Raw genomic sequence first — 26,671 nt, forward strand, 5'->3', positions numbered from 1 at the left:
ATATGGGGAAGACCTCACATCAAGAGAGAACCCAGGCTGAATCCCAGAAACACCCCCACGCATGTGGGGAAGACCTGATAAAAAAGCGAACAGGTTTTCCCATTCGAGAAACACCCCCACGCATGTGGGGAAGACGGTTCAAAAATATGGATCATAGAGGGCCGGCCGGAAACACCCCCACGCATGTGGGGAAGACAAAATAAACGTGGCGCGGCTGTGGCAAGAGCAAGAAACACCCCCACGCATGTGGGGAAGACGGGGTTGCCTTTCTTATTCTCGCGCCAGATGTAGAAACACCCCCACGCATGTGGGGAAGACCTCTAAATATGAGGATTCGACCGGCAGATAATAAGAAACACCCCCACGCATGTGGGGAAGACGTAACCGTTGAACAGTTTGTTCCTGGCGACTGGGAAACACCCCCACGCATGTGGGGAAGACCGCCTGCAGGCGCTAAACTCGAACGAAAACCCAGAAACACCCCCACGCATGTGGGGAAGACACCAGCATATTGTGTTTAGCGGCGTATTAAAACACCAGATTTACGATAATTGCACTCCGCAGGGGTTCCGCATCAGCATCACATTCATCAAACGAAAAAGTAAGTCCCCATCTCACCACCGTTGACTTGCTGCTGACCAGGACCGGTCTACCCTACTCGCCTCCCCGGGCCGCAGCCAGGCGCAAAACACTTTTGTCATTCCCGGAACGTAGCGCGTCATCCTGGCGCTTGCCTTCCGTGGCTTCGCGCAGTTACCGCTGCGGAAAAATCCACACATCCTCCGCCGGGAGCGTCAGATGGCAGTGTTCGGCATCGCGCAGCGCCGTTCCGTAGGCACGCAGCGGAAAGTCGTCGCCTTCGGTACGGAACAGGTACTCCCAGCGGTCGCCAAGATACATGCTGGTCAGCAGCGGGAGCTGGAGACTGTTATCCTGCGCTGCGCCGTCCAGACGCAGGCGCTCGACGCGGATCACCGCCGTCGCCGGTTGGCCGACGCTGACCCCCTCGCCCGCTCGTCCCCACAGCGTCCAGCTGGCGCCTTCAACCCTCGCACGACCGTTCTCCAGCGCCGTCACCTTACCGTGCAGGCGGTTATTGCTGCCCATAAACTCGGCGGCGAACAGCGTCGCCGGACTGCCGTACATCTCCTGCGGCGTCCCCTGCTGCTCAATGACGCCATTATTCAGCAGCAGAATACGATCGGAGATGGCCATTGCTTCATTCTGATCGTGGGTGACCATCAGCGCCGACAGCCCCAGCTTGATGATCAGCTCGCGCAGAAACACCCGCGCCTCTTCGCGCAGCTTGGCGTCAAGGTTGGAGAGCGGCTCATCCAGCAGGATAACCGGCGGGTTGTAGACCAGCGCCCGACCGATGGCCACCCGCTGCTGCTGGCCGCCGGAGAGCTGGTGCGGATGGCGGTTGCCAAGATGCCCCAGCCCCAGTTGATCCAGCACGCGTTGCACCCGCTCTTTTATCTCCCCGGCGGCGACTTTACGCAGCTTCAGCGGATAGGCCACGTTGTCGAACACCGTTTTGTGCGGCCACAGGGCATAGGACTGAAAGACCAGGCCCAGGTTACGCTCTTCGGCCGGGATTTCGCTGCGCGGCGTGCCGTCGTACACCGTGCGGTTGCCAATGGCGATCCGTCCGCTCGTCGGTTTTTCCAGCCCGGCCACCGCCCGCAGCAGCGTGGTTTTGCCGCTTCCCGACGGCCCCAGCAGCGATACCACCTCCCCCCGGCCGAGCGTCATGGACACCCCCTTCAGCACCGGGTTGTCGCCATAGGTGAGATGCAGATTTTCTACCGATAATTCAATCATGTAATTTCACTCCAAAGCGCAGGGCGATACCGAGGCCAATCACCACCAGCAGAATATTAATAAAGGAGAGCGCCGCGACGATATCGATGGCCCCCGCCGCCCACAGCGACACCAGCATCGAGCCGATGGTTTCGGTACCCGGCGACAGCAGATAGACGCCGGTGGAATATTCGCGCTCAAAGATAAGGAACATCAGCAGCCAGGAGCCAATCAGCCCATAGCGCGACAGCGGGACGGTCACGTGGCGGGTGATCTGCCCCCGGGAAGCGCCGGTGCTGCGCGCCGCCTCCTCCAGCTCCGGGCCCACCTGCAGCAGCGTCGAGGAGATGAGTCGCAGACCGTAGGCCATCCACACCACGGTGTAGGCCAGCCAGACGCTGAAGATGGTGTTGCGCAGGGCGCGCAGCTGCACGATAAGGTGCTCGCGCAGCCAGTCGGCCACCGGCAGCGCCGAGAGCCAGCCGTGCTTCAGCGACTGATCGAGCCACATCGGCACGAACAGGAACACCCACAGGAAGGCCAGACCGGCCAGTAGCCCCGGCACCGCGCGCGGGACCAGCACGCTGTAGTCGAGAAAGCGGGTGACGTTGTCGGCTTTGCGATGCATGGCGATGCCGACAAACAGATAGCAGATCACCGCCAGCGCGCCGCCGACGATGCCGATAGCCATCGAGTTGACGATCGCCCGCAGCAGGTTGGGCTGCTGCCAGATATTGTGGAACGTCGCCAGCGACAGCTCATCCCACAGCGACACCCCGACGCCCCAGTTGGAGATAAAAGCGCGCAGCGCCACGCCGAGCAGCGGTACGCCGATGGTCACCGTCAGCCAGGCCACCACCACCGCCCCGGCCACCCAGCGCCATTTGCCCAGCGGCAGCGCCCGCGCCTGCGACGCTTTGCCCTTCATGGTGACAAAGCGGTTGGCGGTGCGCATCAGCCGCCGCTGGAGCATCACCAGCGGGATGGTGATGCAGATCAGCACCACCGCCACCGCCGCCATCAGATGATAGGAGGGGGTACCGAGCTTGTTGGTCAGCTTATAGAGATAGGTCGCCAGCACCATGTTGCCCTCGGGGTCGCCCAGCACCAGCATCAGACCGAAAACTTCCAGACCGAGGAAGAAGAGCAGCACGCAGGCGTAAAGAATGGACGGGCGCACCATCGGCAGACTCACCGAGGTCATCACCTGCAGCGGCGTGGCGCCGACGGTGCGCGCCGCCTCTTCCACGTCGGAACCGACGCTGCGCAGCGCCGAGGAGATATAGAGATAGGCGTGCGGCACGTGGGTTAAGCCGGCGATAACCACAATGCTGAACATCGAGTAGATATTCCACGGCACAAAACCGATCAGCTGCTGCGCCCACTGGGAAAAGAAGCCCACCGGCCCGGCGGCCACCACGTAGCCAAAGCCCAGCACCATCGGCGAAACGAAAATCGGCACCAGGATCAGCGGCTCAATGAACCGCCGGCCGGGTAAATCGGTGCGCACCATCAGAAACGCCAAAATACCGCCCAGCGGAATGGCGATAATCACCAGGCCAAAGGCGAGAATAAAACCGGATCTTAATGCCAGATAAAAATCCGGGTCGGTAAAAATAAAGGCGAAGGCTTCCAGACTCCAGGATTTGGAGCGGGAAAAGAATGGCGCGGAGAGAAAACTCTGCACCACAATAAATAACAGCGGGACGTAAATCACCAGCGCCGTGATGCACACCACCACGCCGCGCGGCAGCCCCTGCCACTTTCTGCGTAATACATTCATGGTTCATCCCTTTGGTCAGGAGAAAAAACCCGCCGGGTGTGAATAAGGGGCATCGGCGACGCCCCGGGGGAGGATTATTTCGCGGCGGCGCTGCGCCATTGTTTAATAAACTGCAGGCGTTTTTGCGGCTGTAAATAATCGAGCAGCGTTTCGTTGACCGGGATCGGTTTTAACGCTTTGCCCAGCAGCGCGGTCATGCCGTCGATATCATTTTTACCTTCAATATCGCGACGAATAGAGGGAATATCCGCCTGGCTGGCGAGGATCTGCTGGCCTTTTTCCGACAGGACATAGTCCAGCCACAATTTCGCCGCATTGGGATGTTCGCTCTCCTGGCTAATAAACGAGACGCGGGAGAGCACCAGCACGTAATCTTTCGGATAGGCAATGCCTAAAGAGGGATCGTTTTTCGCCCGCGCTTCGGCATAGGAGCCCAGAATGTTGTAGCCGATCAGGTTTTCGCCAGAGGAGACGCGCTCCATCATCGTGCCGGTGGAAGACTGCACCGTCAGGCCGCCTTTGGCAATATTCGCCAGGTCGGTAAAATAGTTCGCGTCGGCCTGGCTGTCCTGCACCGCCAGCATAAAGCCGAGGCCCGATTTTTCGATATCGTAAGTGGTGACTTTGCCTTTAAATTTATCGGCCTGGCTGGCGATCAGTTTTGCCAGCGCGGTATGCGAATCCGGGACCTCATTCTGCGGGATCAGGCGTTTGTTATAGATAAACACCACCGGCTCGTAGGTGGTGCCATAGGCTTTCTGCTGCCAGACCGCCCAGTCGGGTAATTGCTTCACCTCCGGCGAGGCATATTGCTCCGCGTATTCGGTAGCTAATTTCAGCGCGGTATCCATCGACGAGCTCCACACTACGTCCCCGCTGCCGCCCCCGGCGGCCTGCTCGCTGATATAGCGGTTATACAGCTCGGTGCTGTTCATGTCGTTATATTCGACTTTTACGCCCGGATATTGCGCTTCGAATCCTTTAATTAACGGCCCGGCCGCTTTGGTATCAGTAGTGGAATAGATCACCACCTTGCCCTCTTTGACGGCGGCATCCACCGTTTTTTGATAATCCGCCGGATAGCCCGCAGGCACCTCCGCCCAGGCGGCACAGGCGAAAACGGCCGTCAGTGAAACCACTAAACCACTTATTTTCTTATACATGATACCAACCTTTAATCATCAATTAATAAACACAAATTTAACATATAGTGGTATCAGCTCCCCTTGCAACGACGGGGATGGCTTTTTTCTGGCTTTTGTGACACTGGCAGAATTTAAAAATGTGGTGTTTATGGCGTTAATTAAAACGCGATCCCGGCCCGGTTTTTTATCGCCTGGCGCCTGACTCAGACGCAGACGCGGTGACGTTCCACCGGGAGAAGCCGCCCTTGACCTTCTGCGCCGGGCGGCGCAGCATAAAACGGCAAACATAACAAAATAACAACAGACTACAGGAGAGAATCAGTGCCTACAGGACACCGCTTTCTGGCGACGGATCTGCATCAGTTTGTCGTCTCACTGTTTACCCATCTCGGCAGTACCCCGGGGGAAGCCACCCTCGTCGCGGACCATCTGATCGCCGCCAATCTTGCCGGGCATGACTCCCACGGCGTCGGGATGATCCCCAGCTACGTGAAATCCCACGCCGGTGGTTTTCTGCAGCTCAACCGCCACGCCACGGTAACCAAAGACGCCGGCGCCGTGGTCACCCTCGACGGCAACGCCGGCTTCGGCCAGGTGGTTGCCCACGAGGCGATGCAGTTAGGCATTGAAAAGGCGAAGCAGCACGGTATGGCGGCGATCGCCCTGCGCAATGCGCATCACGTCGGGCGCATCGGCTACTGGGCCGAGCAGTGCGCCGCTGCCGGGCTGATCTCCATTCACTTCGTCAGCGTGATCGGCGACCCGATGGTCGCCCCGTTCCGCGGGAAGGACAGCCGCTTCGGCACTAACCCGCTGTGCGTGGTGTTTCCCCGCGCGGGCCATCCGCCGCTGCTGCTGGACTACGCCACCAGCGCCATCGCCTTTGGTAAAACCCGCGTCGCCTGGCATAAAGGCGAAGCCGTGGCCCCCGGCTGCCTGATTGACGCCGAGGGTCGACCCACCACCGACCCGGCGGTGATGCAGACCTCGCCGCTGGGCGCCCTGCTCACCTTCGCCCAGCACAAAGGCTATGCCCTGGCGACGCTGTGCGAAGTGCTCGGCGGCGCGCTCTCCGGCGGGCAAACCACCCATCAGGAGAGCCTGCAGACCAGCGTCGACGCCATCTTTAACTGCATGACCACGGTGATCCTGCGCCCGGACGCGTTCGATGCCCCGGACAGCCAGGCACAGACGGAGGCCTTTATCGCATGGTGTAAGCAGTCGCCGCACGATGCCGATGCCCCGGTGCTGGCGCCCGGCGAATGGGAGGCCGCCAACCGCGAAGCGCGGCTGGCGCAGGGGATCCCACTGGATGCCGGCAGCTGGCAGGCTATCTGCGCCGCCGCGCGCGACGTCGGCCTGAGCGAATCGCACTTCGACCGCTGCCGCCCTCTCGCCTAGCCACGTGTTACCCCGCAGAGCGTCTGACGTCGGCGCTCTGCGTCATCGTCATTAGTGACGAGGTCATGCTCCCGTCATCAATCTCTTTTCATTTTTCAATACAGATCAAGAGCTTAAATTCTGGCACAAGACCTGCATAGCGCAACAGGCCTGCGTCTGCATCACCACCAGGCGATACCGCGATCGTTGCCCGTCGGGCCCGGCGCGACAGCGATCCTTAGTTCACTGTTAACAGGTCTGTTACTGATGAAAAAAATCACGAGCGTGTGCCCCTACTGCGGGGCGGGTTGCAAACTTAAACTGGTTGTCGACAACAATAAAATCATTCGCGCGGAGGCCGCCGACGGCGTCACCAACCAGAACCAGCTGTGCCTGAAAGGCTACTACGGCTGGGATTTTCTTAACGATACGCAGCTCCTGACGCCCCGTCTTAAACAACCGATGATCCGCTACCAGAAAGGCGGCGCCTTCACGCCGGTCAGCTGGCAGGAGGCGATTCGCTATACCGCCAGCAAGCTCAGGGAGATCAAAGAGAAGCATGGCCCGCGCGCCATCATGACCACCGGCTCCTCGCGCGGCACCGGCAACGAAACCAACTATGTGATGCAAAAGTTCGCCCGCGCGGTGCTGAACACCAATAACGTCGACTGCTGCGCCCGCGTCTGCCACGGCCCCTCCGTCGCCGGGCTACAGCAGGCGCTGGGCAACGGGGCGATGAGCAACTCGATTAGCGACATCGAAAACTCGAAGTGCCTGCTGGTTTTTGGCTACAACTGCGCCGACTCCCATCCCATCGTCGCCCGCCGGGTAATCAAGGCCCGGGACAACGGCGCCAAAATCATCGTCTGCGATCCGCGGCGCATCGAAACCGCGCGCATTGCCGATCGTCATCTGCAGCTCAACAACGGCAGCAACATGGCGCTGGTAAATGCCTTCGGCTATGTGCTGCTGGAGGAGGAGCTGTACAACAAAACCTATGTCGAACGCTATACCGAAGGGCTGGATGCTTACCGCGAGGCGGTGAAGGATTACGCCCCGGAAGCGGTGGAAGGGATTGTCGGGGTCAGCGCGCGGGAAATCCGGGAGGCGATGCGCATGTTCGCCGCCGCCCCATCCGCCACCATTATGTGGGGCATGGGGGTCACCCAGTTTGGCCAGGCGGTGGACGTGGTGCGCGGCCTGGCAAGCCTGGCGCTGCTCACCGGCAACCTGGGACGGCCCAACGTCGGCGTGGGGCCGGTCCGCGGGCAAAACAACGTACAGGGCGCCTGCGATATGGGCGTGCTGCCGAACCTGTTCCCCGGCTATCAGGAGGTCACCGACCCCGCCGTGCGGGCGAAATTCGCCGCCGCCTGGGGCATCGACCCGGCGCTGATGGACGACCAGGTCGGCACTCGCATCACCGAGGTGCCGCATAAAGCGCTGACCGGCGAGATCAAAGCCTACTACATCATGGGTGAAGATCCGCTGCAGACCGAAGCCGACCTCGGCCTGGTGCGCAAAGGCATCGAGGCGCTGGACTTTGTGGTGGTGCAGGACATCTTCATGACCAAAACGGCGGAAATTGCCGATGTCCTGCTGCCGGCCACCTCCTGGGGCGAGCACGGCGGCGTATTCACCTGCGCCGACCGCGGGTTCCAGCGGTTTGAACAGGCGATCCCTCCGGCGGGGAATGTGAAGCGCGACTGGGAGATCATTAGCCTGCTGGCCAGCGAAATGGGTTATCCGATGCACTATGAGAACAACCAGCAGATCTGGGACGAGATGCGCGAACTCTGCCCGCTGTTCTACGGCGTGACCTGGGAGAAAATGGGCGATATGGGCCATGTCCAGTGGCCGTGCCCGACCCTCGACCACCCCGGCACGCCGTGGCTGTATAAAGACAACCGCTTCGATACCCCATCGGGTAAAGGGCAACTGTTCGCCACCGCCTGGCGCGCGCCGGCGGAGCGCCCGGATGACGAGTGGCCGCTGGTGCTCTGCACCGTGCGGGAAGTCGGGCATTACTCCTGCCGCTCAATGACCGGCAACTGTGCCGCGCTGCAGTCGCTGGCCGACGAGCCGGGACGGGTGCAGATGAATCCGGTGGATGCGCAACGACTGGGGATCGCTGACAAACAGCTGGTGTGGGTCAGCTCCCGGCGCGGGAAGGTGATCACCCGCGCCGACCTTAGCGATCGCATCAATCCGGGGGCGGTCTATATGACCTATCAGTGGTGGGTAGGCGCCTGCAATGAGCTGACCCAGGATAACCTCGATCCGATCTCCAAAACACCGGAAACCAAATACTGTGCGGTGAAAGTGGAAGCGATAGCCGACCAGCAATGGGCGGAGCGCTACGCCTGGACGGCCTACAGCGATATGAAGGCGCGACTGAAAGCCGCCGCCGACGTCTGACCTCAGGGAGCGCGCCGCGCTCCCTCTGCCGCTGCCGGTGGGTTACGCCGCCGGCAGCTGTTTCTCCACCAGCGCCACCCACATGGCCACCCCGGGACTAATCAGCGCATCGTTAAAGTCATAGCTGGCGTTATGTAGCGGCTTCGACGGGGTTTCGCCGTCGGCGCCTATCCAGAAATAGGCCCCCGGACAGGCCTCCAGCATGCAGGCAAAATCTTCGGAGGCCATCGACGGCGCCTGGTTCCAGCGCACCGCTTCCGCACCGAGGGTGGCGACGGCCACCTCGCGCAGCTGCTGCGCCTGCAGCGCATGGTTTTTGGTCACCGGATAGCCCGGGAACCAGCTAATCTCACCCTGCACATCGGACACCTGCGGCTGGGTCGCCACATAGCTTTCGATTAGCTCGCGCACGCGGGCGCGAACGCGATTGCTCAGGCAGCGGAAGGTACCGCGCAGCACCACGGTATCCGGCAGGACGTTGATCGCCTCGCCGCCGTTTATCTGGGTGATACTGACCACCGCGGAATCCTGCGGCGACAGGCGGCGGGAAGGAATGGTCTGCAGCGCCATAATCAGCTGCGCCGCCGCGACGATCGGATCGGCCCCGCTCTCCGGCATCGCCGCATGACAGCTCTTTCCGCGCAGGGTGATCTCGAAGGCGTCCAGCGAGGCCATCATCGCGCCATCGCTGAGCGCCACTTCGCCAAGGGGGATCCCCGGCCAGTTATGCAGCGCGTAGATGGCGTCCATCGGGAAGCGCTCGAACAACCCCTCTTCCACCATTTTGCGCGCGCCGCCGAGGTTCTCTTCCGCCGGCTGAAAGACAAAGTGGACGGTGCCGCTGAAATGGCGGGTCTGCGCCAGATGGGCGGCGGCCGCCAGCAGCATCGCGGTATGGCCATCGTGGCCGCAGGCGTGCATCACCCCGGGACGGCGTGAACGGTAGCTGACGCTCCCCAGCTCGGTGATCGGCAGGGCGTCCATATCGGCGCGCAGGCCGATGACCGGCCCGGGACCGTTTTCCAGCGTCGCCACGACGCCGGTGCCGGCCAGCCCGCGGTGTACCTGCAGCCCAAACGAGGCCAGCAGCTCCGCAACGCGGCGCGAGGTCTCCTGCTCCTGATATCCGAGCTCAGGCGCGGCGTGAAATTCACGTCGCCAGCCAACGGCTTCGGCGATCAGTGACGGCGATACGGCCATGTATTACTCCTTTCCTGCATAGCGTAATGCTGAATAATCGGTCATGCGTCGCGTTTTTTCCCCGTCGCTCACTGGCGTCGGGTCGCTGCCGCTCCCTCCGTTATATCCTGTCGTTAACACGCTGACAACGTCACGAAATGCGGCGGCGGCGCGGCGTACAGCCCTTCTGCCGCCCTGCGGTCCTTTTTTGGTAGTGATTTCAACGGTGACAACGGCCAGGCGATTAATTATTATGCAGATCAGGACGGCATTTTGCCGAAGGATCCACTACTGACCTCGCCGTAATCGGAAATAAAATGTTTAACCCAGACCAGAATCGTCTCGCACCCACGCTGGCGATGATCATGGCCGCGTCGCTCGTGGGATTTATCACCGGCTATACGGTGCCGTTAATCAGTCTTGAGCTGGCGCAGCAGCAGATCGCGCCGCTGTACGTCGGCCTGCTGGCCGCCCTGCCGCCCGCCGGCATGATGATCTCCTCCTTCCTCTCTCCTGCGCTGTGCCGGCGCGTTGAAATGGGCGTGCTGCTGAGCGGCAGTCTGATCCTGCTGGCGCTGGCGACCATCGCCTCATGCATGACCACCGATATGACGCTGCTTTTGCTGCCGCGCCTGCTGACCGGCCTGGCCTCCGGGGTCATTATCGTGCTGGGCGAAAGCTGGATCACCGGCGGCGCGGCGGGCAGCCAGCGCGCCACCCTCACCGGCATCTACGCCTCGGCCTTTACCGGCTGCCAGCTGGCCGGGCCGTTACTGATCTCCGTCGGCCCCGCCTGGCAGGCCTCGGCGCTGATGGCGATCGTCGCGGTCACCGCCGTCTGCCTGCTGATGCTGCGCCATCTGCCCACTGGCACCCGCGAAAGCCTTGGGGAGCGCGCCAGCTGGCGCAGCCTCGGCGCTTTCCTGCCGGTACTTGCCTCCGGGGTCTTCTGCTTCGCCTTCTTTGACGCCAGCATCCTTGCCCTGCTGCCGCTGTACGGCATGGACAAAGGGCTGAATGAAGGGATGGCGGTGCTGCTGGTCACCGTGGTGCTCACCGGGGATGCGATGTTCCAGACCCCGCTCGGCTGGCTGGCTGACCGGGTCGGCATTCGCCGCGTGCATCTGTCCTGCGCGGTAGTCTTCAGCCTGTCGCTGCTGGCCCTGCCGCTGATGCTCGGCTCGCGCATTCAGCTGATGGCCATTTGCCTGCTGCTGGGCGCCGCCGCGGGCGCGCTTTATACCCTGTCGCTGGTGCGGGCGGGGAAAACCTTCAATGGGCAGAAGCTGATTATGATTAACGCCCTGTTCGGCTTTTTCTGGTCCGCCGGCAGCGTCGCCGGGCCGGTAGTCAGCGGCATGCTGATCGGCATCACCGGCTACGATGGCCTGATCGTCACCCTGGTGGCCAGCGGCGTGCTGTTCCTGTTGATTCAATGTCTATGCAAAAACGAGAAAACCCTGCTTGCCAGTGAGCAGGAAGAGGAGATGGATGAGGCGACGGAGTCCGCACGGTAGTTTTGAGGGGCTGGCCTGGCGCCAGCCAGCCCGCTCGCCAGCAACCAGGCTGAGGTTTTACGCCATCAAACCTGCTCCAGGAGGACATCATGTTTTCATACATCATGCTTGGAACCAATGACCTGCCACGCGCCATCAAATTCTATGACCCGTTAATGGCGCTGCTGGGACACGTCAAAGCCGGCCGTAACGAACAGGGGGCGTCCTGGGGGACCTTCAACGGCAATCACACCTGTGGGCTGTGCGTGGGCGTTCCTTTTGACCAGCAGCCTGCCGGGGTGGGCAATGGAACGATGGTGGCGCTTAACGCCCGCTCCGTCGCACATATTGCGGAACTGCATGCCCTCGCCCTGCAACTCGGCGGACGTGACGAAGGCGGTCCCGGTCACCGGCCGCAGTATGGCGACGGTTTTCACAGCGCCTACGTCCGCGATCCCGACGGCAATAAGCTGGCGTTTGTTTACTATGCGTCTGCAGATTGAATGGCTGCAGCGGAGGTGGCTTTTGCAGGCGGAGATAAGGGAGTCAGGACGGCCAACTTCGCCGTCCTTATTCACCGAGGAATAAAAAAGCCAGCAGCTCAAGCGCTGCGGCTTATCTTCCCGGCAAGTTATCTACCGCAAAGTGATAACGTAATCCGGCGTCGCGCATACAGCGTTTCCGCCGCCAGCTGAAAACGATATTCCATCGCCTTCAGCTTTTTCGTCTTGAGCTGTTTTAGTGAAATACCCTCGATATGCCCTGTCGCGACCAACCACCGGATTTCAGCCGTACTCAGCTTGAGCTGTTTTTTCAGTATTGATAGCAGGCTGACGCGAAATGGCTGACTGACTCTGACGCGCACCGTTATCCGCGGGCACGCCATCAGCGTCACCGACCATTGCTCCTGAATACGAAAATCAGGTTGCCCCGACGGCTCGGCGCGGTTGCGCTTCAGCGTCGCGAGGTCAGCGGCATAATAGTGAACCATGGCTGCATCGTTCTGCAGCAGGCGCTGAAGCAGTTCACGGTTTATCTTGCTGACGTGCAGCCTGGAAAACAGGGCGATATTCCAGGTGTAATCGCAGCGCGTGCATTTATAGATGCTCCAGATATCCAGCAGCTTCTTTTGCGAATTCACCCGGATGGCGCCGGAAGGCGCGAAGTCGCGAAGTCGCGAAGTCGCGTTTTACATTGCAGGCGGGGCAGCGTTTGGCAATGTGCTGATACCCCACGGGCGTGACCGTCCATGTAACTGTCATAACGTACCTTTTTTAACCCATACGAAACCGAGTCCGTCATTAACGGACCATGATTTTTGGCGTATGAAAAATAGTTAATCGCTATTTTTCAGTGGGTTAAAAAAAGATTTCCAACGTTATTTTCCTGGAGAAGTCCTAATCGACACCCTGAGATTAACAAAGGGGTTATCGCGGGATATATGAGCCCAGTCAATGTTTGCGCGGATGATTAAAAGCTTCGTCAATACACCCGGAATGCTCAGCGGGCTGGCATCGCGCCAGCCCGCCCGGTTTACAGCACCTTGCTGAGGAACGCGGCGGTGCGTGGGTTGGTCGGCGCGCTAAAGATCTGCCCCGGCTTGCCCTCTTCCTGAATCACGCCCTGGTCGATGAAGATCACCCGGTCGGCCACTTCGCGGGCAAAGCCCATTTCGTGGGTCACGATCACCATGGTCATCCCCTCGCTGGCGAGGTTTTTCATCACCTCCAGCACGTCGCCCACCAGCTCCGGATCCAGCGCCGACGTGGGCTCATCGAACAGCATTATCGACGGCTTCATCGCCAGCGCGCGGGCGATGGCTACCCGCTGCTGCTGGCCGCCGGACAGGCTCGAGGGCCAGGCGTCGCGCTTATCGCTTAAGCCCACCTTCGCCAGCAAGGCTTCCGCCAGGTCGACCGCCTGCTGGCGCGGCATATTGCGCAGATTCATCGGCGCCATGATCAGATTTTCCAGCACCGTCATGTGCGGGAACAGGTTAAAGCGCTGGAACACCATGCCGACGCTTTCGCGCATCTTGTTGAGGTCGGTGGTCCGGTCGTGGGCGGCAAAGCCGTTAACCACCACCTCGCCTTCGCTGACCGTCTCCAGGGCGTTCATGCAGCGCAGGAAGGTGCTTTTCCCCGAGCCGGATGGGCCGATGATGCACACCACTTCCTGCGGTTTAATATCGCAGCTGATGCCGCGCAGCACGTGGCTGTCGCCGAAGCGCTTATGTAAGTTATTAATGTGAATCACTTTTGCCAAACCTCTTTTCCAGACGGTTAACCAGCTGCGCCAGCAGGAAGGTGATCACCCAGTAGACCAGAGAGATGGTCAGGTAGGGTTCCCAGTAGGTGGCGTAGGCGCCGGAGACGGTGCGCGCGGCATAGGCCAGATCGGCCAGGCCGATCGCCGAGGCCAGCGACGAGTCTTTGACAATGGCGATGGCGTTATTGCCCAGCGGCGGCAGAATGCGGCGAAACGCCTGCGGGAGGATCACCTTGCGCATGGTTTTCCACCACGGCATGCCCAGCGCGCGGGAGGCCTCCATCTGCCCTTTGTCGATCGACTGGATGCCGGCGCGGAAAATCTCCGACACATAGGCTCCGGCGTTAAGGGTGATCGCCACGATGCAGGAGAGGAACGCCCCGTAGCTGGCGCGCAGTTCGCGGGCGAAGTCGGCGCTCATCAGGCCGCCGGTCACCAGCAGGCCGTCGCGCGGGTTGATAAATAGCGGCACCAGCGCAAAGTGCACCACCATGATCTGCACGAACAGCGGCGTACCGCGAAAGGCGCTGACGTAAAAGCGCACCGGAAACTGCACCAGGTAGCGGAGAATATATTTCCACGGCCCGTGCTCGGCCTTCGCCATCCGCCCGAGACCGAGAGTTAACCCCCACAGCGTCCCGAGGATCACGCAGATAATGGTACATTTAATCGTCATCAGGGCACCGTCCACAAACAGCGGGCCGTACTCCTCGATGATCTCCCAACGGAATCCCGTCATAGTCCTTCCCTAAAAAATACGGCTATCGCCTGGGCGATAGCCGTGGTCACTGAAAAAAGTGGATTATTGCGCTGGCAGCGTCGGCACGTTGTCGTCGAACCAGGTTTTATAGATGTTGGCGTAAGTCCCGTCAGCAACAATCTTTTGCAGCCCGGCGTTGATTTTGCCCAGCAGTTCGCTGTTGCCTTTCGCCACCGCAATACCGAAATACTGACGCTCAAATTTGGCATCCGGCACCAGCTTGAACTGCTTCTCCGGGTGCTGTTTGATGTAGTACTTCACCACCCCGACGTCGCCAACCGCGGCGCTGACGCCGTCCTCGAACAGCTCCTGGAGCATCAGCGGGGTGTTGTCGAAGCGCTTGATCGCGGTGCTGTTTTTGCCCAGCACCTCAGACACCACGATATCGCCGGTGCTGGAGTTCACCACCCCGACCTTCTCGTTTTTCAGGGCCGCCAGCGAATCCACCTGCGAGTCCTGGGCGACGACGATAGACTGCTCGGCCGGGAAGTACGGCGCGGAGAAATCGACCATCTGTTTGCGTTTATCGGTGATGGTGATCCCGGAGATGATGATGTCGCGGTCGCCGGTGTTCAGCGTGGCGAAGATGCCTTCCCATGGGGTATTGACCAGCTTGACGTCAAAGCCTTCGGCTTTAGCGATGGCTTTGATGATGTCGATGTCGAAACCTTCCAGCTGTTTCTGGCTGTTTTCAAATTCAAACGGCCGGTAGGTGCCGCCGGAACCGACGGTATAGGTTTCCGCAGCCGCCTGGCCGGCTGCCGTCAGCGCGGCCATCATGAAACACGCCTTGAGCAAATTCTTGACCATGAGATTTCCTTTTTATGCATTTATTTTGCATAAAAATACACACACTGACTTTTATATGCAACCGGAAACCTTCCCGCTGGTGAATTATCTTATTAACTGCCGCGTTTACCGCCGGATTTACCAATGGCCCGGTGCAGGTCGTTGATTCGCTTCAGGGATTTCACCGTTTTTTGTGGCGTGGTGGAGGCCACCGACAGGATAATCATCTCCAGACAGACCAGCACCGTGCCGTGCAGCGGCATCCGGCTGCTGTCGCCGCCGCGCGGGACGTCGATCACTACCTGCGCCTCCTGGCTGAAGCGCGAATCCACCGCCTGGGTCAGCAGGATGGTCGGGATACCCAGCCGCTTGGCCTCGCGCAGGGTGGTCATCCCTTCGCGATGGGGAGACTTTTGCCCCATCATGATCAGCACATCGCCACGCTGCAGGCCGATAAGCTGCTCGGCGAGGCTGAAGCCCGTGCGGTTCATCACATACGCCGGCAGGCCAATGCGGCTGAACAGCCGGGCGGTGTACTCGGCGAGGATCCCCGAGGCGCCGATGCCGAAGATCCCTACCTGGCGCGCGTCGCTGAGCAATGCCACCGCCTGGGCCACCGCCGCGCGGTTGTCGGCTCGCGACAGGACCTCGCAGACCCGCTGATGGCCTTCAAGCACAAAATCAATACTGGAGTTAACGTCGCTGGAGAGCGCCGTGACCGTCGAGCGCATCTTTTCCGCCGAGGTGACCGAGGTGCCGAACCAGCGCTCCATGGTCTGCTTAAGCTCGCGCAGCCCGGCGAAGCCCAGCGCCTGGATGGCGCGCACCACCGTGGCGTCGGAGGTCTGGGTCGCTGTGGCGATCTCCATCGCCGTATGCTCCAGCACCACCTCGCGGTTGTCGTTGATATAGCTGACCACGGCCCGCAGCCGGGGAGAAAGCTGGTGCGCCCGGGCGCGATAGCGTTCGCCGAACAGGTCGACTTTGCCCTTCTCTTTTTTTACCGCGCTTTTCATTTAGCCTCCGCCGGGATGGGCCTGCCGGCAATATGCGACTGCACCTGGGCCACTATCAGAGACAGCGCGGCATAGGAGTTAGAGATCACCTCTTCCCGCGGCAGCAAAATATAGTGTCCGGTGCGGCAGGCAGGCATAAAGTCGCACCAGCCGGGCATCACGCCTTCCATCGCCTGCAGCTCATCCTGCGGCTTACCGCCGGTATCCGACCGCCAGGTGGCGAAGACAAAATCGGCGTCCAGCTCCGGCAGCTGTTCCGCGCTGACGTCAATGCGCTGGCCGTCGGGGATCCGCTCAATCAGCGGCGGAAAGCGGAACCCGGCGTCGCGCAACACCCGGCCCAGCGCATGATACGAATGATGCACCGTGACCTTGCCGTTGTTCGCCTGGATCACTGAGACGCTGTACTGCGGTGGGTTAACCATCGCTTTCAGCTGTCTGATTTGTTCCTGATAGCGGCGCTCGAGGATCGCCAGTCGCGGCTGGGTGCCGGTCAGTTGCGCCAGCTTGCGGTAAATCTCCGGGGCGCTGCCCTGCAGATGGTCGATGCTCACCGTCGGGGCAATCTTCTCCAGTTGCTCTACCGACACGTGGCGGCTGGGCTCGGTGATAATCAGATCCGGCCTGGCGGCGGCTACCGCTTCCAGATCGATATCGGCGGTGCCAATAAAGCGAATCTCGCTGTTGTCGAAATCGACGCCGGTGAGCTGGGCGCTGGATCGCAGATAGTGGCTGCCGTCCGGGCGCGTCCGGCCGTGGCTGGCGATCGGCGGCGCCCCAAGCTCAATCAGCGGAATGGTAATATCGAGATCGTGCATCGAAACGATACGCTGCGGATGCAGCGGCACGGTGACGGTGCGGCCTAAATCATCGGTGAAAGTTTGAGTTTGTGGGGCGGCGGCGCTGACGGCCCCCGTCAGCAACAGCAGCAATGAGACGAACCAACGCATACTACCTTCCTGGTTAAAGGGCATCACGGCGACGCCAGAGCAAGACAACGAAGAACGGGCAGCCCACCAGGGCAATGACAATCCCCGCCGGGATCTGCAGCGGGGCAAACGCCAGCCGGCCAAGGGTATCGGTCGCCAGCACCAGCAAGGCGCCAATCAGCGCGCTGCCGCACAGCAGCGATACCTGGCCGCCGCGCAGCACGAAACGCGCCATATGCGGCGCCATCAGGCCCACAAAACCCAGGCTGCCGACGCAGGAGACGCTGGCCGAGGTCAGCAGCACCGGCGCAAAAAAGCGCAGCACCGTCAGCTGCTGCAGACGTACGCCAAGGCCGATGGCGGTCCGGTCGCCCAGCAGCGCCACGTCCGCCGCCCGGGCGGTACAGAACAGGATGATGGCCCCGGGCAGCGCCCAGCAAAAGGCCACCGCCAGTAGCGGCCAGGTGGCGGCCTGCAGGCTGCCCGCCAGCCAGATCATCGCCGTCTGCACGTCACGAACGTCGGCGGTGGTCATAAAGATGCCGACCGCGGCCGCCAGGGTCCAGGAGACGCCGATACCAATTAAAATAAAGCGCGGCCGCGAACAGTCGCGCGCCAGCGTCAGGACCAGCAGGGCCACCGCCACACCGCCGACCATCCCCGCCAGCGGCCGCCAGACCAGGCCTAACGCCGGGAAAAACAGCACCAGCGCCAGCACCACGATGCTGGCCCCCTCTTTAACGCCAATCAGCCCCGGGTCGGCCAGCCCGTTGCGGGTGATGCTCTGCATCGCCGCGCCAGCCAGCCCCAGCATGGCCCCGCACAGCAGCGCCATCAGGATCCGCGGCAGGCGGATATCAAACAGAATAAAGCGCGGCTGCTCGCCCAACCGCTGCGGCGTCAGCAGCGTCGACGCGGGCAACGGATAGCTGCCGCGGCTGAGGCTGTACAGCCCGAGCGCCAGCAGCATCAGCATCATGATGGCGGCAACTTTTAGCGCCGCCGGGCGCAGCAGCAGCTGGCGGGAGGCGATAACCAGCGGCCGAAAACCGGCCCGGTGAACGGCGCGCTTCATTTAAAAAACCTCGCGGCGATAAAGATAAACAGCGGCGCACCCACCAGGGCGGTCATCGCTCCGGTCGCCAGCTCCTGCGGCGCGACCAGCGTCCGGGCGGCGATGTCAGCCAGCACCAGCACCAGCGCCCCCACCGGCGCCGCCAGGGGCAGCGCCAGACGGATATCTTCCGTCACCAGACGGCGCACCACGTGCGGCACCACCAGCCCGACAAAACCGATCGGCCCGGCCACCGCCACCGCCGCACCGCACAGCAGCGCAATCGCCAGCAGGCCCAGCAGCCGCGTCTGGATAAGATTAACGCCAAGGCCCAGCGCCACCTTATCCCCCAGCGCCAGCACATTAAGCCGTGGGGCAATGAGCAGCGCGACGCCAAGGCCGATCAGCGCCGGAACCAGCGCCGTCTGCAGCGTGCTCCAGTTCAGTCCGGCCAGGTCGCCGGCCAGCCAGGTACGCATCGCCAGCAGCGTCTGTTCATCGAGGATCAATATCGCCGCCGTCACCGCCGACGCAAACGCTGACAGCGCCACTCCGCACAACGTGATGCGCAGCGGCGTCGCCCCGCCGCGCCCGGCAGAGGCCAGCGCCATCACGCCGCCGAACAGCAGCGCCGCGCCGCAGGCGGCGGTCAGCGGGCGCCCGGCGGGAAAAGCGCCGAGAGACAGGCCCAGCGCAGAGGTCGCCACCACCGCCAGCGAGGCGCCGGCGTTAAGGCCGAGAATATGCGGCTCGCCAAGTGGGTTACGGATCACCGTCTGCAGCAGCAGCCCGGCGACGCCGAGCGCCGCGCCGGTCAGCAGCGCTGCCGCCAGCCGCACCAGGCGCAGATCGACGATAATCCGCTGGTCGAAATTGCGCGGATTGTACTCCAGCAGCGCCTGCAGCACCGTCTGTGGGGCGATCCAGCGGGCGCCCAAACCAAGATGCACCAGCGAGGCGGCGATAAGCAGCAGCGTTAGCAGAAAGAGCGCCAGTCGGGGGCGGGCATGACGCCGCGCGGCGTACAGAACGGCGGCGCTCATGCGTCAACGGCCTGGCGGGCGCGAAACGGCATAAAGAACGGTTTGCCGGTTTGCGGGTTAATCGACATCTGCACGTCAACGTCAAACACACGTTTAATCAGCTCGGGGCTACAGACGTCGTTGTCGCTAATCGTGCCGGCGATGCGCCCCTGTTTGAGGAACACCAGCAGATCGGCGTAGTTCACGGCAAAGTTTAGGTCATGGAGCACCGTCACCACCGTGCGGCCATGTTCGCGGGTGAGAGTCTGGAGCAGCTCGAGGATATCGACCTGATAGCGCAGATCGAGCCAGGTGGTCGGCTCATCGAGCAGAATGGTGGCCGTTTGCTGGGCCAGCGCCATGGCGATCCAGCAGCGCTGACGCTGGCCGCCGGAGAGGCTGTCCACCGGCAGATGGGCGAATTCGGCGGTACCGGTTAAGCGCAGCGCCTCCTCCACCGCCAGCTCATCGGCCTCGGACCACTGGCGCATCAGCCCTTGCCATGGGTAGCGCCCGCGCGAGACCAGCTCGAAAACCGTTAACCCTTCCGGGGTCACCGGCGATTGCGGGAGGATGCCCAGCTGGCGCGAGACGGCTTTCGTCGGCATCTGGTGAATGGCTTGCCCGTCCAGACGCACGCAGCCGCCGAGCGGTTTCAGCATTCTGGCGATGGTCGAGAGCAGCGTGGATTTACCGGAGCCGTTCGCCCCGGCCAGCACCGTCATTTTGCCGGTGGGAATGGTCAGGTTGATATCGTCAACGATCAGGGTCTGGCCGTATCCGGCCGACAGGGCATCCAGTACGATCCCCTGCTCTGCAGGTTTCACCCGCTGTGGCATAACTCGCTCCTGCGCCGCAGCGTTCCAGGCCATCGCTGAACAGTCTGCAGTCAAACAAAAATAAATCTCATTCTCTTTTGATCATGACGGGGATAGATGTAGTAGTCAATACTCGCCATCGTCATCCGTCCGTCGCGAGCACTACAGCGAGGCTGCGCAACAGTAAAACCAATTAAATCATTTAATATCAATAAAATAACAACACACCACCTCATTGAAAAGACGTGATAACCCCGCCATTTCCCACCGCCAATTTTTTATCTTACATAACATTTACTACTACATCCCTTCATGATTGAATGATTCTCAATTACACATCTGAAGGCGCGTTCAGACGCTAAACAGAGTGCTTTTATTATTCAGGGCAATGATTTTATTGGCTTAATCTGACCGCAAAGGCAGATTCGTTCACGAGAAACAGATAATGACTCAACCCCATGTCGCCTGCAGAGCGTTGCAAGGGCGCGCGCTTTTTTCGCTTCTTTTTTTAGCCTCACCGGGATTAATGGCCGCCGACAATAGCGCGGCGAAAAGTAATAACGACGCGGAAGAGACCATCACCGTGGTGGCCGACGGCGCGCAGCAGAGCGCCACCAGCGGCTATCAGCCACTCAGCTCCGCCACCGCGACGCTGACCTCGATGCCGCTGCTGGATATTCCGCAGGTGGTTAATACCGTCAGCGATCGGGTTCTCGAAGATCAGCACGCCACCTCACTCGATGAGGCGCTGTATAACGTCGCTAACGTGGTGCAGACCAACACCCTCGGCGGTACCCAGGACGCCTTTACCCGCCGCGGCTTCGGCGCCAACCGCGACGGCTCGATCATGACCAACGGTCTGCGCACCGTGCTGCCACGCAGTTTTAACGCCGCCACCGAACGGGTGGAAGTCCTGAAGGGGCCAGCTTCGACGCTGTACGGTATCCTCGACCCCGGCGGGCTGATCAACGTCATCACCAAACGGCCGGAGCGGCAGTTCTCTGGTTCGGTTTCCGGGACCTCCACCAGCTTTGGCGGCGGTACCGGCAGCTTCGACGTCACCGGCCCCATCGAAGGCACGAATCTGGCGTACCGGCTGATTGGGGAATACCAGAATGAGGATTACTGGCGCAATTTTGGTAAAAACAAAAGCAGCTTTATCGCCCCTTCCCTGACCTGGTTTGGCGAGCGGGCGACGGTGACCGCGTCCTATTCGCACCGCGACTACAGCGCGCCTTTTGACCGCGGCACTATTTTCGATCTGAACACCGGCCATGCGGTGAACGTCGATCGCAAAACCCGCTTCGATGAAGCGTTTAATATTACCGATGGTTATTCCGATCTCGCTCAGCTCAACGCCGAGTATCGCCTGAACGATGCCTGGACAGCGCGCTTCGATTACAGCTACAGCCAGGATCACTACAACGATAACCAGGCGCGGGTGGTGGCCTATGATTCGGCGACCGGCAACCTCACCCGCCGGGTCGACGGTACCCACGGCTCCACGCAGAAGATGCACTCCACCCGCGCCGACCTGCAGGGCAACGTGGTGGTGGGCGGCTTTTATAACGAACTGCTGACCGGCGTCGCCTATGAGAATTACGATCTGCTGCGCACCGATATGCTGCGCTGCAAGAACGTCAAAGGCTTTAACATCTATCACCCGGTCTACGGCACCCTCGACACCTGTAATACCGTCTCCGCCTCCGACAGCGACCAGCGCATTCAGCAGGAGAGCTATGCCGCATACGTGCAGGACGCGCTGTACCTGACCGACAACTGGATCGCTGTCGCCGGCGTACGCTACCAGTATTACACCCAGTACGCCGGTAAAGGCCGACCGTTTAACGTCAACACCGACAGCCGCGATGAGAAATGGACGCCGAAAGCCGGCCTGGTCTACAAAGTGACGCCGAACGTCTCCCTGTTCGCCAACGTCGCCCAGTCGTTTATGCCGCAGTCGTCGATCGCCAGCTATATCGGCGAGCTGCCGCCGGAAGAGTCCACTTCCTACGAAGTGGGCGCCAAATTCGACCTGTTAAACGGCATTACCGCCAATATCGCGCTGTTTGATATTCATAAGCGCAACGTGCTGTACACCGAGAGCATTGGCGATGAGACGGTGGCGAAAACGGCGGGCAAGGTGCGTTCCCAGGGCGTGGAAGTGGATCTGGCCGGGTCCATCACCGATAACCTCAGCGTGATCGCCAGCTACGGCTACACCGACGCCAAAGTGCTGGACGATCCGGATTACGCGGGGAAACCGCTGCCAAACGTGCCGAAACATACCGGTTCGCTGTTCCTGACCTATGACATTCATAACGTCTATAACAGCAACACCCTGACCGTCGGCGGCGGCGGCCATGCGGTCAGCAAGCGCTCCGGCACCAACGGCGCGGATTATTATCTGCAGGGCTATGCGGTGGCGGATGTGTTCGCCGCCTATAAGATGAAGCTGCAGTATCCGGTGACGCTGCAGGTGAATGTGAAGAACCTGTTTGATAAGACCTATTACACCTCCTCCATCGGCACCAATAACCTCGGCAACCAGATTGGCGACCCGCGCGAAGTGCAGTTCACGGTGAAGATGGATTTTTAAGCCGGACCATGGCGTCGCGCCGGATATTCATTGCCGGGCGGCGCTGCGCTTGCGCCGGCCTACGTTTCCGTGACATTTGTCGCAGTTCGTAGGCCCGGTAAGGCGCAGCCGCCACCGGGCAAAAACAGGCGCCTGGCGCCGGATGCCCATTGCCGGGCGGCGCTGCGCTTGCGCCGGCCTACCTTTCCGTGACATTTGTCGCAGTTCGTAGGCCCGGTAAGGCGCAGCCGCCACCGGGCAAAAACAGGCGCCTGGCGCCGGATGCCCATTTCCGGGCGGCGCTGCGCTTGCGCCGGCCTACCTTTCCGTGCCATTTGTCGCAGTTCGTAGGCCCGGTAAGGCGCAGCCGCCACCGGGCAAAAACGTGGCGCCTGGCGCCGGATGCCCATAGCCGGGAGGCGCTGCGCTTGCACCGGCCTACCTTTCCGTGACCTTTGTCGCAGCCGCCACCGGGCAATGCGTTCAGCTTACCAGTCCTCCTCCTGGCCGAGGATGCGCAATATATCCTGACGATGCTGCAGCAGTTGCGGGTTATCGCGATGACGGGGAAAATCCAGCGGCAGCGCGAACTCGGCGATAATCCGCCCTGGACGCGGCGACATCACCAGCACCCGCTCGCACAGCAGCAGCGCCTCTTCGATATCGTGGGTCACCAGCAGGCTGGTATACCCCTGCTGCTGCCAGAGGGCGATCAGCTCCCGCTGCATGCTGATGCGGGTCAGGGAATCGAGTTTGCCCAACGGCTCGTCGAGCAGCAGGAGACGCGGTTCGTTCAACAAGGCGCGCGCCAGCGCCGCACGCTGCGCCATCCCCCCGGACAGCTGACGCGGCCACGCCTCGCTGAAGGCCTGCAGCCCGATGCGGTCAATCAGCGCGTCTGCCTTCGCCTCCAGCCCCTTTTTGCCCTGCGCCTGCGGGCCCAGCAGCACGTTCTGCCGTACCGTCAGCCATGGGTAGAGCGTCGGATCCTGAAATACCAGAATTCGCTCCGGCCCCGGGGCGCCGAGCGGCGCGCCGTCGATCTGCATCTGTCCGCTCTGCGGCGCTTCCAGCCCGGCCAGCAGCCGCAGCAGGGTTGATTTACCGCAGCCGGAAGGGCCCAGCAGCGCCACGCTTTCCCCCGGTCGCAGCTGCAGGCTGATATTCTCCAGCACCGGTACCGTCTGTTTGCCAAGCGTAAACGCATGATGAAGATGGCTGATGGACACCGCCGCGCCGCGCGCTATCGTCTCGGTTACCATTGCATCCCTCCCCGCTGCCAGCTCAGCAGCCGGTCACGCAGCATAAATAATCCGCTTATCAGGCCGGAGCATAACAACGCCATCACCAGCAGCGCGGCGTACATATTCGGATAGGCCGCCCAGCCCTGAGCCCACTGGAGGTAAAAGCCGATCCCCGACTTTACCCCAACCATTTCGGCGACAATCAGCACCGAAAACGACGCGCCTAGCCCCATAAACAGGCCGACAAAGACGTTCGGCAGCGCGGCGGGGATCGCCACCCGCAGGATCAGGAAACGCTGGCTGGCGCCGAGGGTCCGCGCCACGTCGTACCACGCTTTATCAATGCCCATCACTCCGGACCAGGTCAGCACCGTCACCGGGAACCAGGTGCTCAGCGCGATCAAAAACACGCTGGCGCCGAAGCTCGAGGGAAAAATAAACAGGCACAGCGGCAGCAGCGCGGTGGACGGCACCGGCCCCAGCAGACGTAACACCGGATGCACCCAGTAGCCAATCCGTTGTGACCAGCCGATGGCCAGACCGGTGATGAACCCGCTGCTGGTGCCCAGCAGCACGCCGAGCCCCAGCAGCCCCAGGGAGTGCAGCAGGCTGTCGAGCAGGCGCGGCCAGTCGTCGTGTAGCACCTCGATCAGTGCCTGCGGCGGCGCGAAAAACGGCACCGGCAGTACGGCACTCTTGGCGGTCAGCCCTTCCCAGACAGCAAACAGCACCGGCAGCAGCGCCAGCCACTTGCCGGCATGCAGCACGCGGGCGCCGCGCGCTCGCCAGTAGCGATAGCTCAGCGCCAGCAGCAGCAAGCCGCCGCCGAAGGTGAACTGCGCCAGCGCCCAGCCTTCGCTAAACGGCCAGCGCCGTCCGGCGTCGGGCCAGGCCAGGGTAAACAGACCGCCCAGCAGCCACAGCGCGGCGGCCAGCAGCCCCTCTCCCCACAGCGGCGCGCGGCCGGTGGGGCGCGCCAGAGCCTGCTCAGGCGAATACGTTGGCATAGATGCTCTCCGCGAACTGATGGGGATCGGTACCCGGCTTGATCACCTGCACCCGCTGCAGGTCGACCGCGTACTGCGTCAGCTCTTTCACGAACGCTTCGCCCACCGCGTGATGGCCGTGGCCCTGCCCGTGCAGGATGCCGCTCACCTCCGCTTCATTGGTGTTGAGCGCATGGGCGAGGAAAGATTGCGCCACGCTTTCCGGGTGCGCGGCGGCATAGCTGTGCGCCTCCAGGATCGCCTGAGTGAGCGCCGCGGCCGCCGGTTTATGGTCCCGAGCCAGGCTCCCGCTCACCCCCAGCACGCAGCAGCTGAGGTTGGCATAATCTCCGGTCATATTGCTGGCGATCAGCTGATACTTGCCGGTCTCCAGCAGCCGATAGCTGAACGGCTCGCTGCCGCTGATGGCAGCGATTTCGCGTTTGTCCAGCGCCACGCTGAGCAGATCCGCCGGGTAGACCTTCCACTGCACGTCGCCGATCGGGTCGATACCGTGGCGCTTAAGCAGGATGGCGAAGAAGTTTTTATCCGGCCCGGCCATGTCGGTGACGCCGATGGTTTGCCCTTTCAGGCTCTCAAGGCCGCCGAACGGCGAGTCTTTGGCCGTCAGCAGGTTCAGACAGCCGCCGTGGGTTCCGGCGGTGAGCTTGACGTCAAAGCCCTGCTCCAGCGCCTTCAGCCAGCGCAGCGCCATCCCCACGCCACCGTCGGCCTTGCCGGTGGCGATCGCCTCCAGCAGCACGTCGGTGGAGTTGCCGAAGTTAACAAACTCAACGTCGAGGTTATATTTACTGAAAATCTTCTGCTGCTCGGCGACGGCGACCGGCGCGAGGCATACCGCGCTTTTGTTGATCGCCAGCTTGATCTTGTAGGGCTCTGGCAGGCGCAGCGCCGGATGGGCATCGCCGCTGGCCATGTCCGCCATATCGTGAGCCCACAGCGGCAGAGAGACCCCGGCCAGCGCCAGGCCGCCGCTGAGCTGTAAAAAACGGCGGCGGGAAATAGTGGTTCTGGTCATGGCGTCACCTCGGCGGCGGGCACGCTGAAACGGCGGTCAAAGGTCGGCTTCACGTCCAGCCGTGTGCGGATCAGGCCGTTGGCGAGATAAAAGTCCGCCGTAGCCTGCTGCTGGGTCACGGTTTCCTCTGCCAGCGGCTGCCACTGCGACTGACGGTTGGCAAACTGCGCGCGGGCGATCTCCGCCGGGAAACGGATGATCTCCCCCAGCGTTTTGCCGTAGCTGTCGAGATTGGCGTAGGCCCAGCGCTCGGCGCCGGCCAGGCGCTGGAGATAATCCTGCAGCGCGGCGCGTTTTTGCGGATCGTTAAGCGCGGAATCCGTTGCCGCGAGGAAGGTATTGCCCGGCAGCAGCCCTTTGCCGCTCACCAGGATCTGCCCCGCATCGGTCTTCACCATTTGGGTGGTGTAGGGCTCCCAGGTCGCCCAGGCATCCACCGAACCGTTAAGCAGCGCCACTTTGGCGTCCACCGGGCCGAGGAACACCCACTGTACGTCCTTTGGGGAAATCCCCGCCTGCTCCAGCGCTTTCAGCGCCACGAAATGGCCAATCGATCCTTTGCCGGTGGCGATGCGTTTGCCTTTTAAATCGGCGGCGGTTTTTAACGTGCTGCCGGGGGAAACCAGCACCGCGGTCCCCGCCGGGTTGCTTTTATCCACGGCAATGGCTTTCACCGGCGCGCCGTTGGCCAGGGCAAAGAGCAACGGCGCATCACCGATGATCCCCGCGTCCACGGCGCCCGCGTTGAGGGCTTCCGCCAGCGGCGCGGCGGCCGGGAACTCGGCCCACTTAATGTCGTAAGGGAGATTTTGCAGGGCGTTGGCCGCCTCCAGCTGCGAACGCATGCCGCCTTTTTGATCGGCGATACGCAGGGTGATCCGCTCCTGCGCTGTCGCGTAGCCGCCCAGCGCCAGCAGCATCAGCGCTGCCGCCACCCGGCCTGAGAATGATAGACGCATCGTGA

The 26,671-nt window shown here is 61.7% G+C and carries 20 protein-coding genes, 2 pseudogenes and 1 CRISPR repeat array (1 of these 23 only partly in view); of the genes and pseudogenes, 5 read left to right on the plus strand and 17 right to left on the minus strand.

All coding sequences use genetic code 11. The annotated features are described in order from the left end of the window. Positions 1-502: a CRISPR direct-repeat array (repeat unit 28 nt; unit sequence GAAACACCCCCACGCATGTGGGGAAGAC); it begins 15 nt to the left of the window's first position. A 251-nt stretch (positions 503-753) separates the two neighbouring features. From ACKLKD_RS02165 to ACKLKD_RS02175, 3 genes are all read right to left on the minus strand, one after another. Then, positions 754-1,824: an ABC transporter ATP-binding protein gene (locus tag ACKLKD_RS02165; protein ID WP_008804521.1), complete on the minus strand. Its 1,071-nt coding sequence runs from the start codon at positions 1,822-1,824 to the stop codon at positions 754-756. Then, complete coding sequence (locus tag ACKLKD_RS02170) at positions 1,817-3,586, minus strand: ABC transporter permease (RefSeq protein ID WP_023318500.1); 1,770 nt, start codon at positions 3,584-3,586, stop codon at positions 1,817-1,819. Before ACKLKD_RS02170 ends, ACKLKD_RS02165 begins: the two co-directional genes overlap by 8 nt. A 74-nt stretch (positions 3,587-3,660) precedes the next feature. Further along, a complete protein-coding gene (locus ACKLKD_RS02175; protein WP_004203017.1) occupies positions 3,661-4,749 on the minus strand; it encodes an ABC transporter substrate-binding protein in 1,089 nt (362 codons plus the stop codon). 303 nt (positions 4,750-5,052) lie between these two features. On the opposite strand from ACKLKD_RS02175, the gene ACKLKD_RS02180 reads away from it, so the two are divergent. After that, on the plus strand, positions 5,053-6,132 hold the full coding sequence (locus ACKLKD_RS02180; protein WP_004148647.1) for a malate/lactate/ureidoglycolate dehydrogenase: 1,080 nt from the start codon (positions 5,053-5,055) through the stop codon (positions 6,130-6,132). Between the two features lie 246 nt (positions 6,133-6,378). After that, a complete protein-coding gene (gene fdhF, locus ACKLKD_RS02185; RefSeq protein WP_025712113.1) occupies positions 6,379-8,529 on the plus strand; it encodes a formate dehydrogenase subunit alpha in 2,151 nt (716 codons plus the stop codon). 42 nt (positions 8,530-8,571) lie between these two features. Here the strand turns inward: fdhF and ACKLKD_RS02190 are convergent, their stop codons facing one another. After that, positions 8,572-9,729, minus strand: a complete 1,158-nt coding sequence (locus tag ACKLKD_RS02190) for a M20 aminoacylase family protein (protein ID WP_025712112.1) — start codon at positions 9,727-9,729, stop codon at positions 8,572-8,574. A gap of 296 nt (positions 9,730-10,025) precedes the next feature. Between ACKLKD_RS02190 and ACKLKD_RS02195 the strand changes: the two genes are divergently transcribed. Together ACKLKD_RS02195 and ACKLKD_RS02200 are read left to right on the plus strand one after the other, a co-directional pair. Continuing rightward, positions 10,026-11,225, plus strand: a complete 1,200-nt coding sequence (locus ACKLKD_RS02195; protein ID WP_012541437.1) for an MFS transporter — start codon at positions 10,026-10,028, stop codon at positions 11,223-11,225. Between the two features lie 89 nt (positions 11,226-11,314). Continuing rightward, on the plus strand, positions 11,315-11,707 hold the full coding sequence (locus ACKLKD_RS02200; RefSeq protein ID WP_002908370.1) for a VOC family protein: 393 nt from the start codon (positions 11,315-11,317) through the stop codon (positions 11,705-11,707). A gap of 128 nt (positions 11,708-11,835) precedes the next feature. Here ACKLKD_RS02200 and ACKLKD_RS02205 read toward each other — a convergent pair. The 9 genes and pseudogenes from ACKLKD_RS02205 to ACKLKD_RS02245 form a co-directional block, all read right to left on the minus strand. After that, positions 11,836-12,439: pseudogene (locus ACKLKD_RS02205) on the minus strand (DUF1062 domain-containing protein). 298 nt (positions 12,440-12,737) lie between these two features. Continuing rightward, positions 12,738-13,460 (minus strand): amino acid ABC transporter ATP-binding protein, encoded by a 723-nt coding sequence (locus ACKLKD_RS02210; RefSeq protein ID WP_004189541.1) that lies wholly within the window; start codon positions 13,458-13,460, stop codon positions 12,738-12,740. Further along, the gene (locus ACKLKD_RS02215) at positions 13,447-14,211 is read right to left on the minus strand and encodes an amino acid ABC transporter permease (protein WP_008804505.1); all 765 of its coding nucleotides are present in this window, start codon (positions 14,209-14,211) and stop codon (positions 13,447-13,449) included. The genes ACKLKD_RS02210 and ACKLKD_RS02215 overlap by 14 nt, the downstream gene beginning before the upstream one ends. Before the next feature lie 63 nt (positions 14,212-14,274). Further along, positions 14,275-15,042, minus strand: a complete 768-nt coding sequence (locus tag ACKLKD_RS02220) for a basic amino acid ABC transporter substrate-binding protein (RefSeq protein WP_025712109.1) — start codon at positions 15,040-15,042, stop codon at positions 14,275-14,277. A 92-nt stretch (positions 15,043-15,134) separates the two neighbouring features. Next, positions 15,135-16,068: pseudogene (locus tag ACKLKD_RS02225) on the minus strand (MurR/RpiR family transcriptional regulator). Next, positions 16,034-17,011, minus strand: a complete 978-nt coding sequence (locus ACKLKD_RS02230) for an ABC transporter substrate-binding protein (RefSeq protein ID WP_165931864.1) — start codon at positions 17,009-17,011, stop codon at positions 16,034-16,036. The pseudogene ACKLKD_RS02225 and the gene ACKLKD_RS02230 overlap by 35 nt, the downstream one beginning before the upstream one ends. Further along, a complete protein-coding gene (locus ACKLKD_RS02235) occupies positions 17,001-18,041 on the minus strand; it encodes a FecCD family ABC transporter permease (RefSeq protein WP_087805203.1) in 1,041 nt (346 codons plus the stop codon). Before ACKLKD_RS02235 ends, ACKLKD_RS02230 begins: the two co-directional genes overlap by 11 nt. Next, on the minus strand, positions 18,038-19,063 hold the full coding sequence (locus ACKLKD_RS02240) for a FecCD family ABC transporter permease (RefSeq protein ID WP_080924307.1): 1,026 nt from the start codon (positions 19,061-19,063) through the stop codon (positions 18,038-18,040). Before ACKLKD_RS02240 ends, ACKLKD_RS02235 begins: the two co-directional genes overlap by 4 nt. Next, positions 19,060-19,881, minus strand: a complete 822-nt coding sequence (locus ACKLKD_RS02245) for an ABC transporter ATP-binding protein (protein ID WP_023297800.1) — start codon at positions 19,879-19,881, stop codon at positions 19,060-19,062. Before ACKLKD_RS02245 ends, ACKLKD_RS02240 begins: the two co-directional genes overlap by 4 nt. Positions 19,882-20,386: 505 nt before the next feature. On the opposite strand from ACKLKD_RS02245, the gene ACKLKD_RS02250 reads away from it, so the two are divergent. Next, a complete protein-coding gene (locus tag ACKLKD_RS02250) occupies positions 20,387-22,459 on the plus strand; it encodes a TonB-dependent siderophore receptor (protein ID WP_025712100.1) in 2,073 nt (690 codons plus the stop codon). Between the two features lie 467 nt (positions 22,460-22,926). Here ACKLKD_RS02250 and ACKLKD_RS02255 read toward each other — a convergent pair whose 3' ends face one another. The 4 genes from ACKLKD_RS02255 to ACKLKD_RS02270 are packed head-to-tail and all read right to left on the minus strand — an operon-like array spanning position 22,927 to position 26,666. Next, positions 22,927-23,700, minus strand: coding sequence for an ABC transporter ATP-binding protein (locus ACKLKD_RS02255; protein ID WP_022066096.1), 774 nt, complete (start codon positions 23,698-23,700; stop codon positions 22,927-22,929). Beyond that, positions 23,694-24,689 carry an ABC transporter permease gene (locus ACKLKD_RS02260; RefSeq protein WP_025712098.1) on the minus strand — a complete coding sequence of 332 codons (996 nt, stop codon included), beginning with the start codon at positions 24,687-24,689 and terminating at the stop codon, positions 23,694-23,696. The genes ACKLKD_RS02255 and ACKLKD_RS02260 overlap by 7 nt, the downstream gene beginning before the upstream one ends. Then, entirely contained in the window at positions 24,670-25,707 is a 1,038-nt protein-coding gene (locus tag ACKLKD_RS02265; RefSeq protein ID WP_025712097.1) for an ABC transporter substrate-binding protein, read from the minus strand. Before ACKLKD_RS02265 ends, ACKLKD_RS02260 begins: the two co-directional genes overlap by 20 nt. Next, positions 25,704-26,666 (minus strand): ABC transporter substrate-binding protein, encoded by a 963-nt coding sequence (locus ACKLKD_RS02270; RefSeq protein ID WP_025712096.1) that lies wholly within the window; start codon positions 26,664-26,666, stop codon positions 25,704-25,706. Before ACKLKD_RS02270 ends, ACKLKD_RS02265 begins: the two co-directional genes overlap by 4 nt. Between the last annotated feature and the right edge of the window lie 5 nt (positions 26,667-26,671).

Origin of the sequence: Klebsiella sp. 10982 (assembly GCF_048589245.1) — a bacterium.
GTDB classification, from domain to species: Bacteria; Pseudomonadota; Gammaproteobacteria; order Enterobacterales; family Enterobacteriaceae; genus Klebsiella; species Klebsiella quasivariicola.

Bases quoted from the DNA above. Each gene is read 5' to 3' on its own strand.
- ACKLKD_RS02165 (WP_008804521.1), bottom strand. From the start codon at position 1,824: ATGATTGAATTATCGGTAGAAAATCTGCATCTCACCTATGGCGACAAC.
- ACKLKD_RS02170 (WP_023318500.1), bottom strand. From the start codon at position 3,586: ATGAATGTATTACGCAGAAAGTGGCAGGGGCTGCCGCGCGGCGTGGTG.
- ACKLKD_RS02175 (WP_004203017.1), bottom strand. From the start codon at position 4,749: ATGTATAAGAAAATAAGTGGTTTAGTGGTTTCACTGACGGCCGTTTTC.
- fdhF (WP_025712113.1), top strand. From the start codon at position 6,379: ATGAAAAAAATCACGAGCGTGTGCCCCTACTGCGGGGCGGGTTGCAAA.
- ACKLKD_RS02190 (WP_025712112.1), bottom strand. From the start codon at position 9,729: ATGGCCGTATCGCCGTCACTGATCGCCGAAGCCGTTGGCTGGCGACGT.
- ACKLKD_RS02195 (WP_012541437.1), top strand. From the start codon at position 10,026: ATGTTTAACCCAGACCAGAATCGTCTCGCACCCACGCTGGCGATGATC.
- ACKLKD_RS02200 (WP_002908370.1), top strand. From the start codon at position 11,315: ATGTTTTCATACATCATGCTTGGAACCAATGACCTGCCACGCGCCATC.
- ACKLKD_RS02215 (WP_008804505.1), bottom strand. From the start codon at position 14,211: ATGACGGGATTCCGTTGGGAGATCATCGAGGAGTACGGCCCGCTGTTT.
- ACKLKD_RS02220 (WP_025712109.1), bottom strand. From the start codon at position 15,042: ATGGTCAAGAATTTGCTCAAGGCGTGTTTCATGATGGCCGCGCTGACG.
- ACKLKD_RS02230 (WP_165931864.1), bottom strand. From the start codon at position 17,011: ATGCCCTTTAACCAGGAAGGTAGTATGCGTTGGTTCGTCTCATTGCTG.
- ACKLKD_RS02235 (WP_087805203.1), bottom strand. From the start codon at position 18,041: ATGAAGCGCGCCGTTCACCGGGCCGGTTTTCGGCCGCTGGTTATCGCC.
- ACKLKD_RS02240 (WP_080924307.1), bottom strand. From the start codon at position 19,063: ATGAGCGCCGCCGTTCTGTACGCCGCGCGGCGTCATGCCCGCCCCCGA.
- ACKLKD_RS02245 (WP_023297800.1), bottom strand. From the start codon at position 19,881: ATGCCACAGCGGGTGAAACCTGCAGAGCAGGGGATCGTACTGGATGCC.
- ACKLKD_RS02250 (WP_025712100.1), top strand. From the start codon at position 20,387: ATGGCCGCCGACAATAGCGCGGCGAAAAGTAATAACGACGCGGAAGAG.
- ACKLKD_RS02255 (WP_022066096.1), bottom strand. From the start codon at position 23,700: ATGGTAACCGAGACGATAGCGCGCGGCGCGGCGGTGTCCATCAGCCAT.
- ACKLKD_RS02260 (WP_025712098.1), bottom strand. From the start codon at position 24,689: ATGCCAACGTATTCGCCTGAGCAGGCTCTGGCGCGCCCCACCGGCCGC.
- ACKLKD_RS02265 (WP_025712097.1), bottom strand. From the start codon at position 25,707: ATGACCAGAACCACTATTTCCCGCCGCCGTTTTTTACAGCTCAGCGGC.
- ACKLKD_RS02270 (WP_025712096.1), bottom strand. From the start codon at position 26,666: ATGCGTCTATCATTCTCAGGCCGGGTGGCGGCAGCGCTGATGCTGCTG.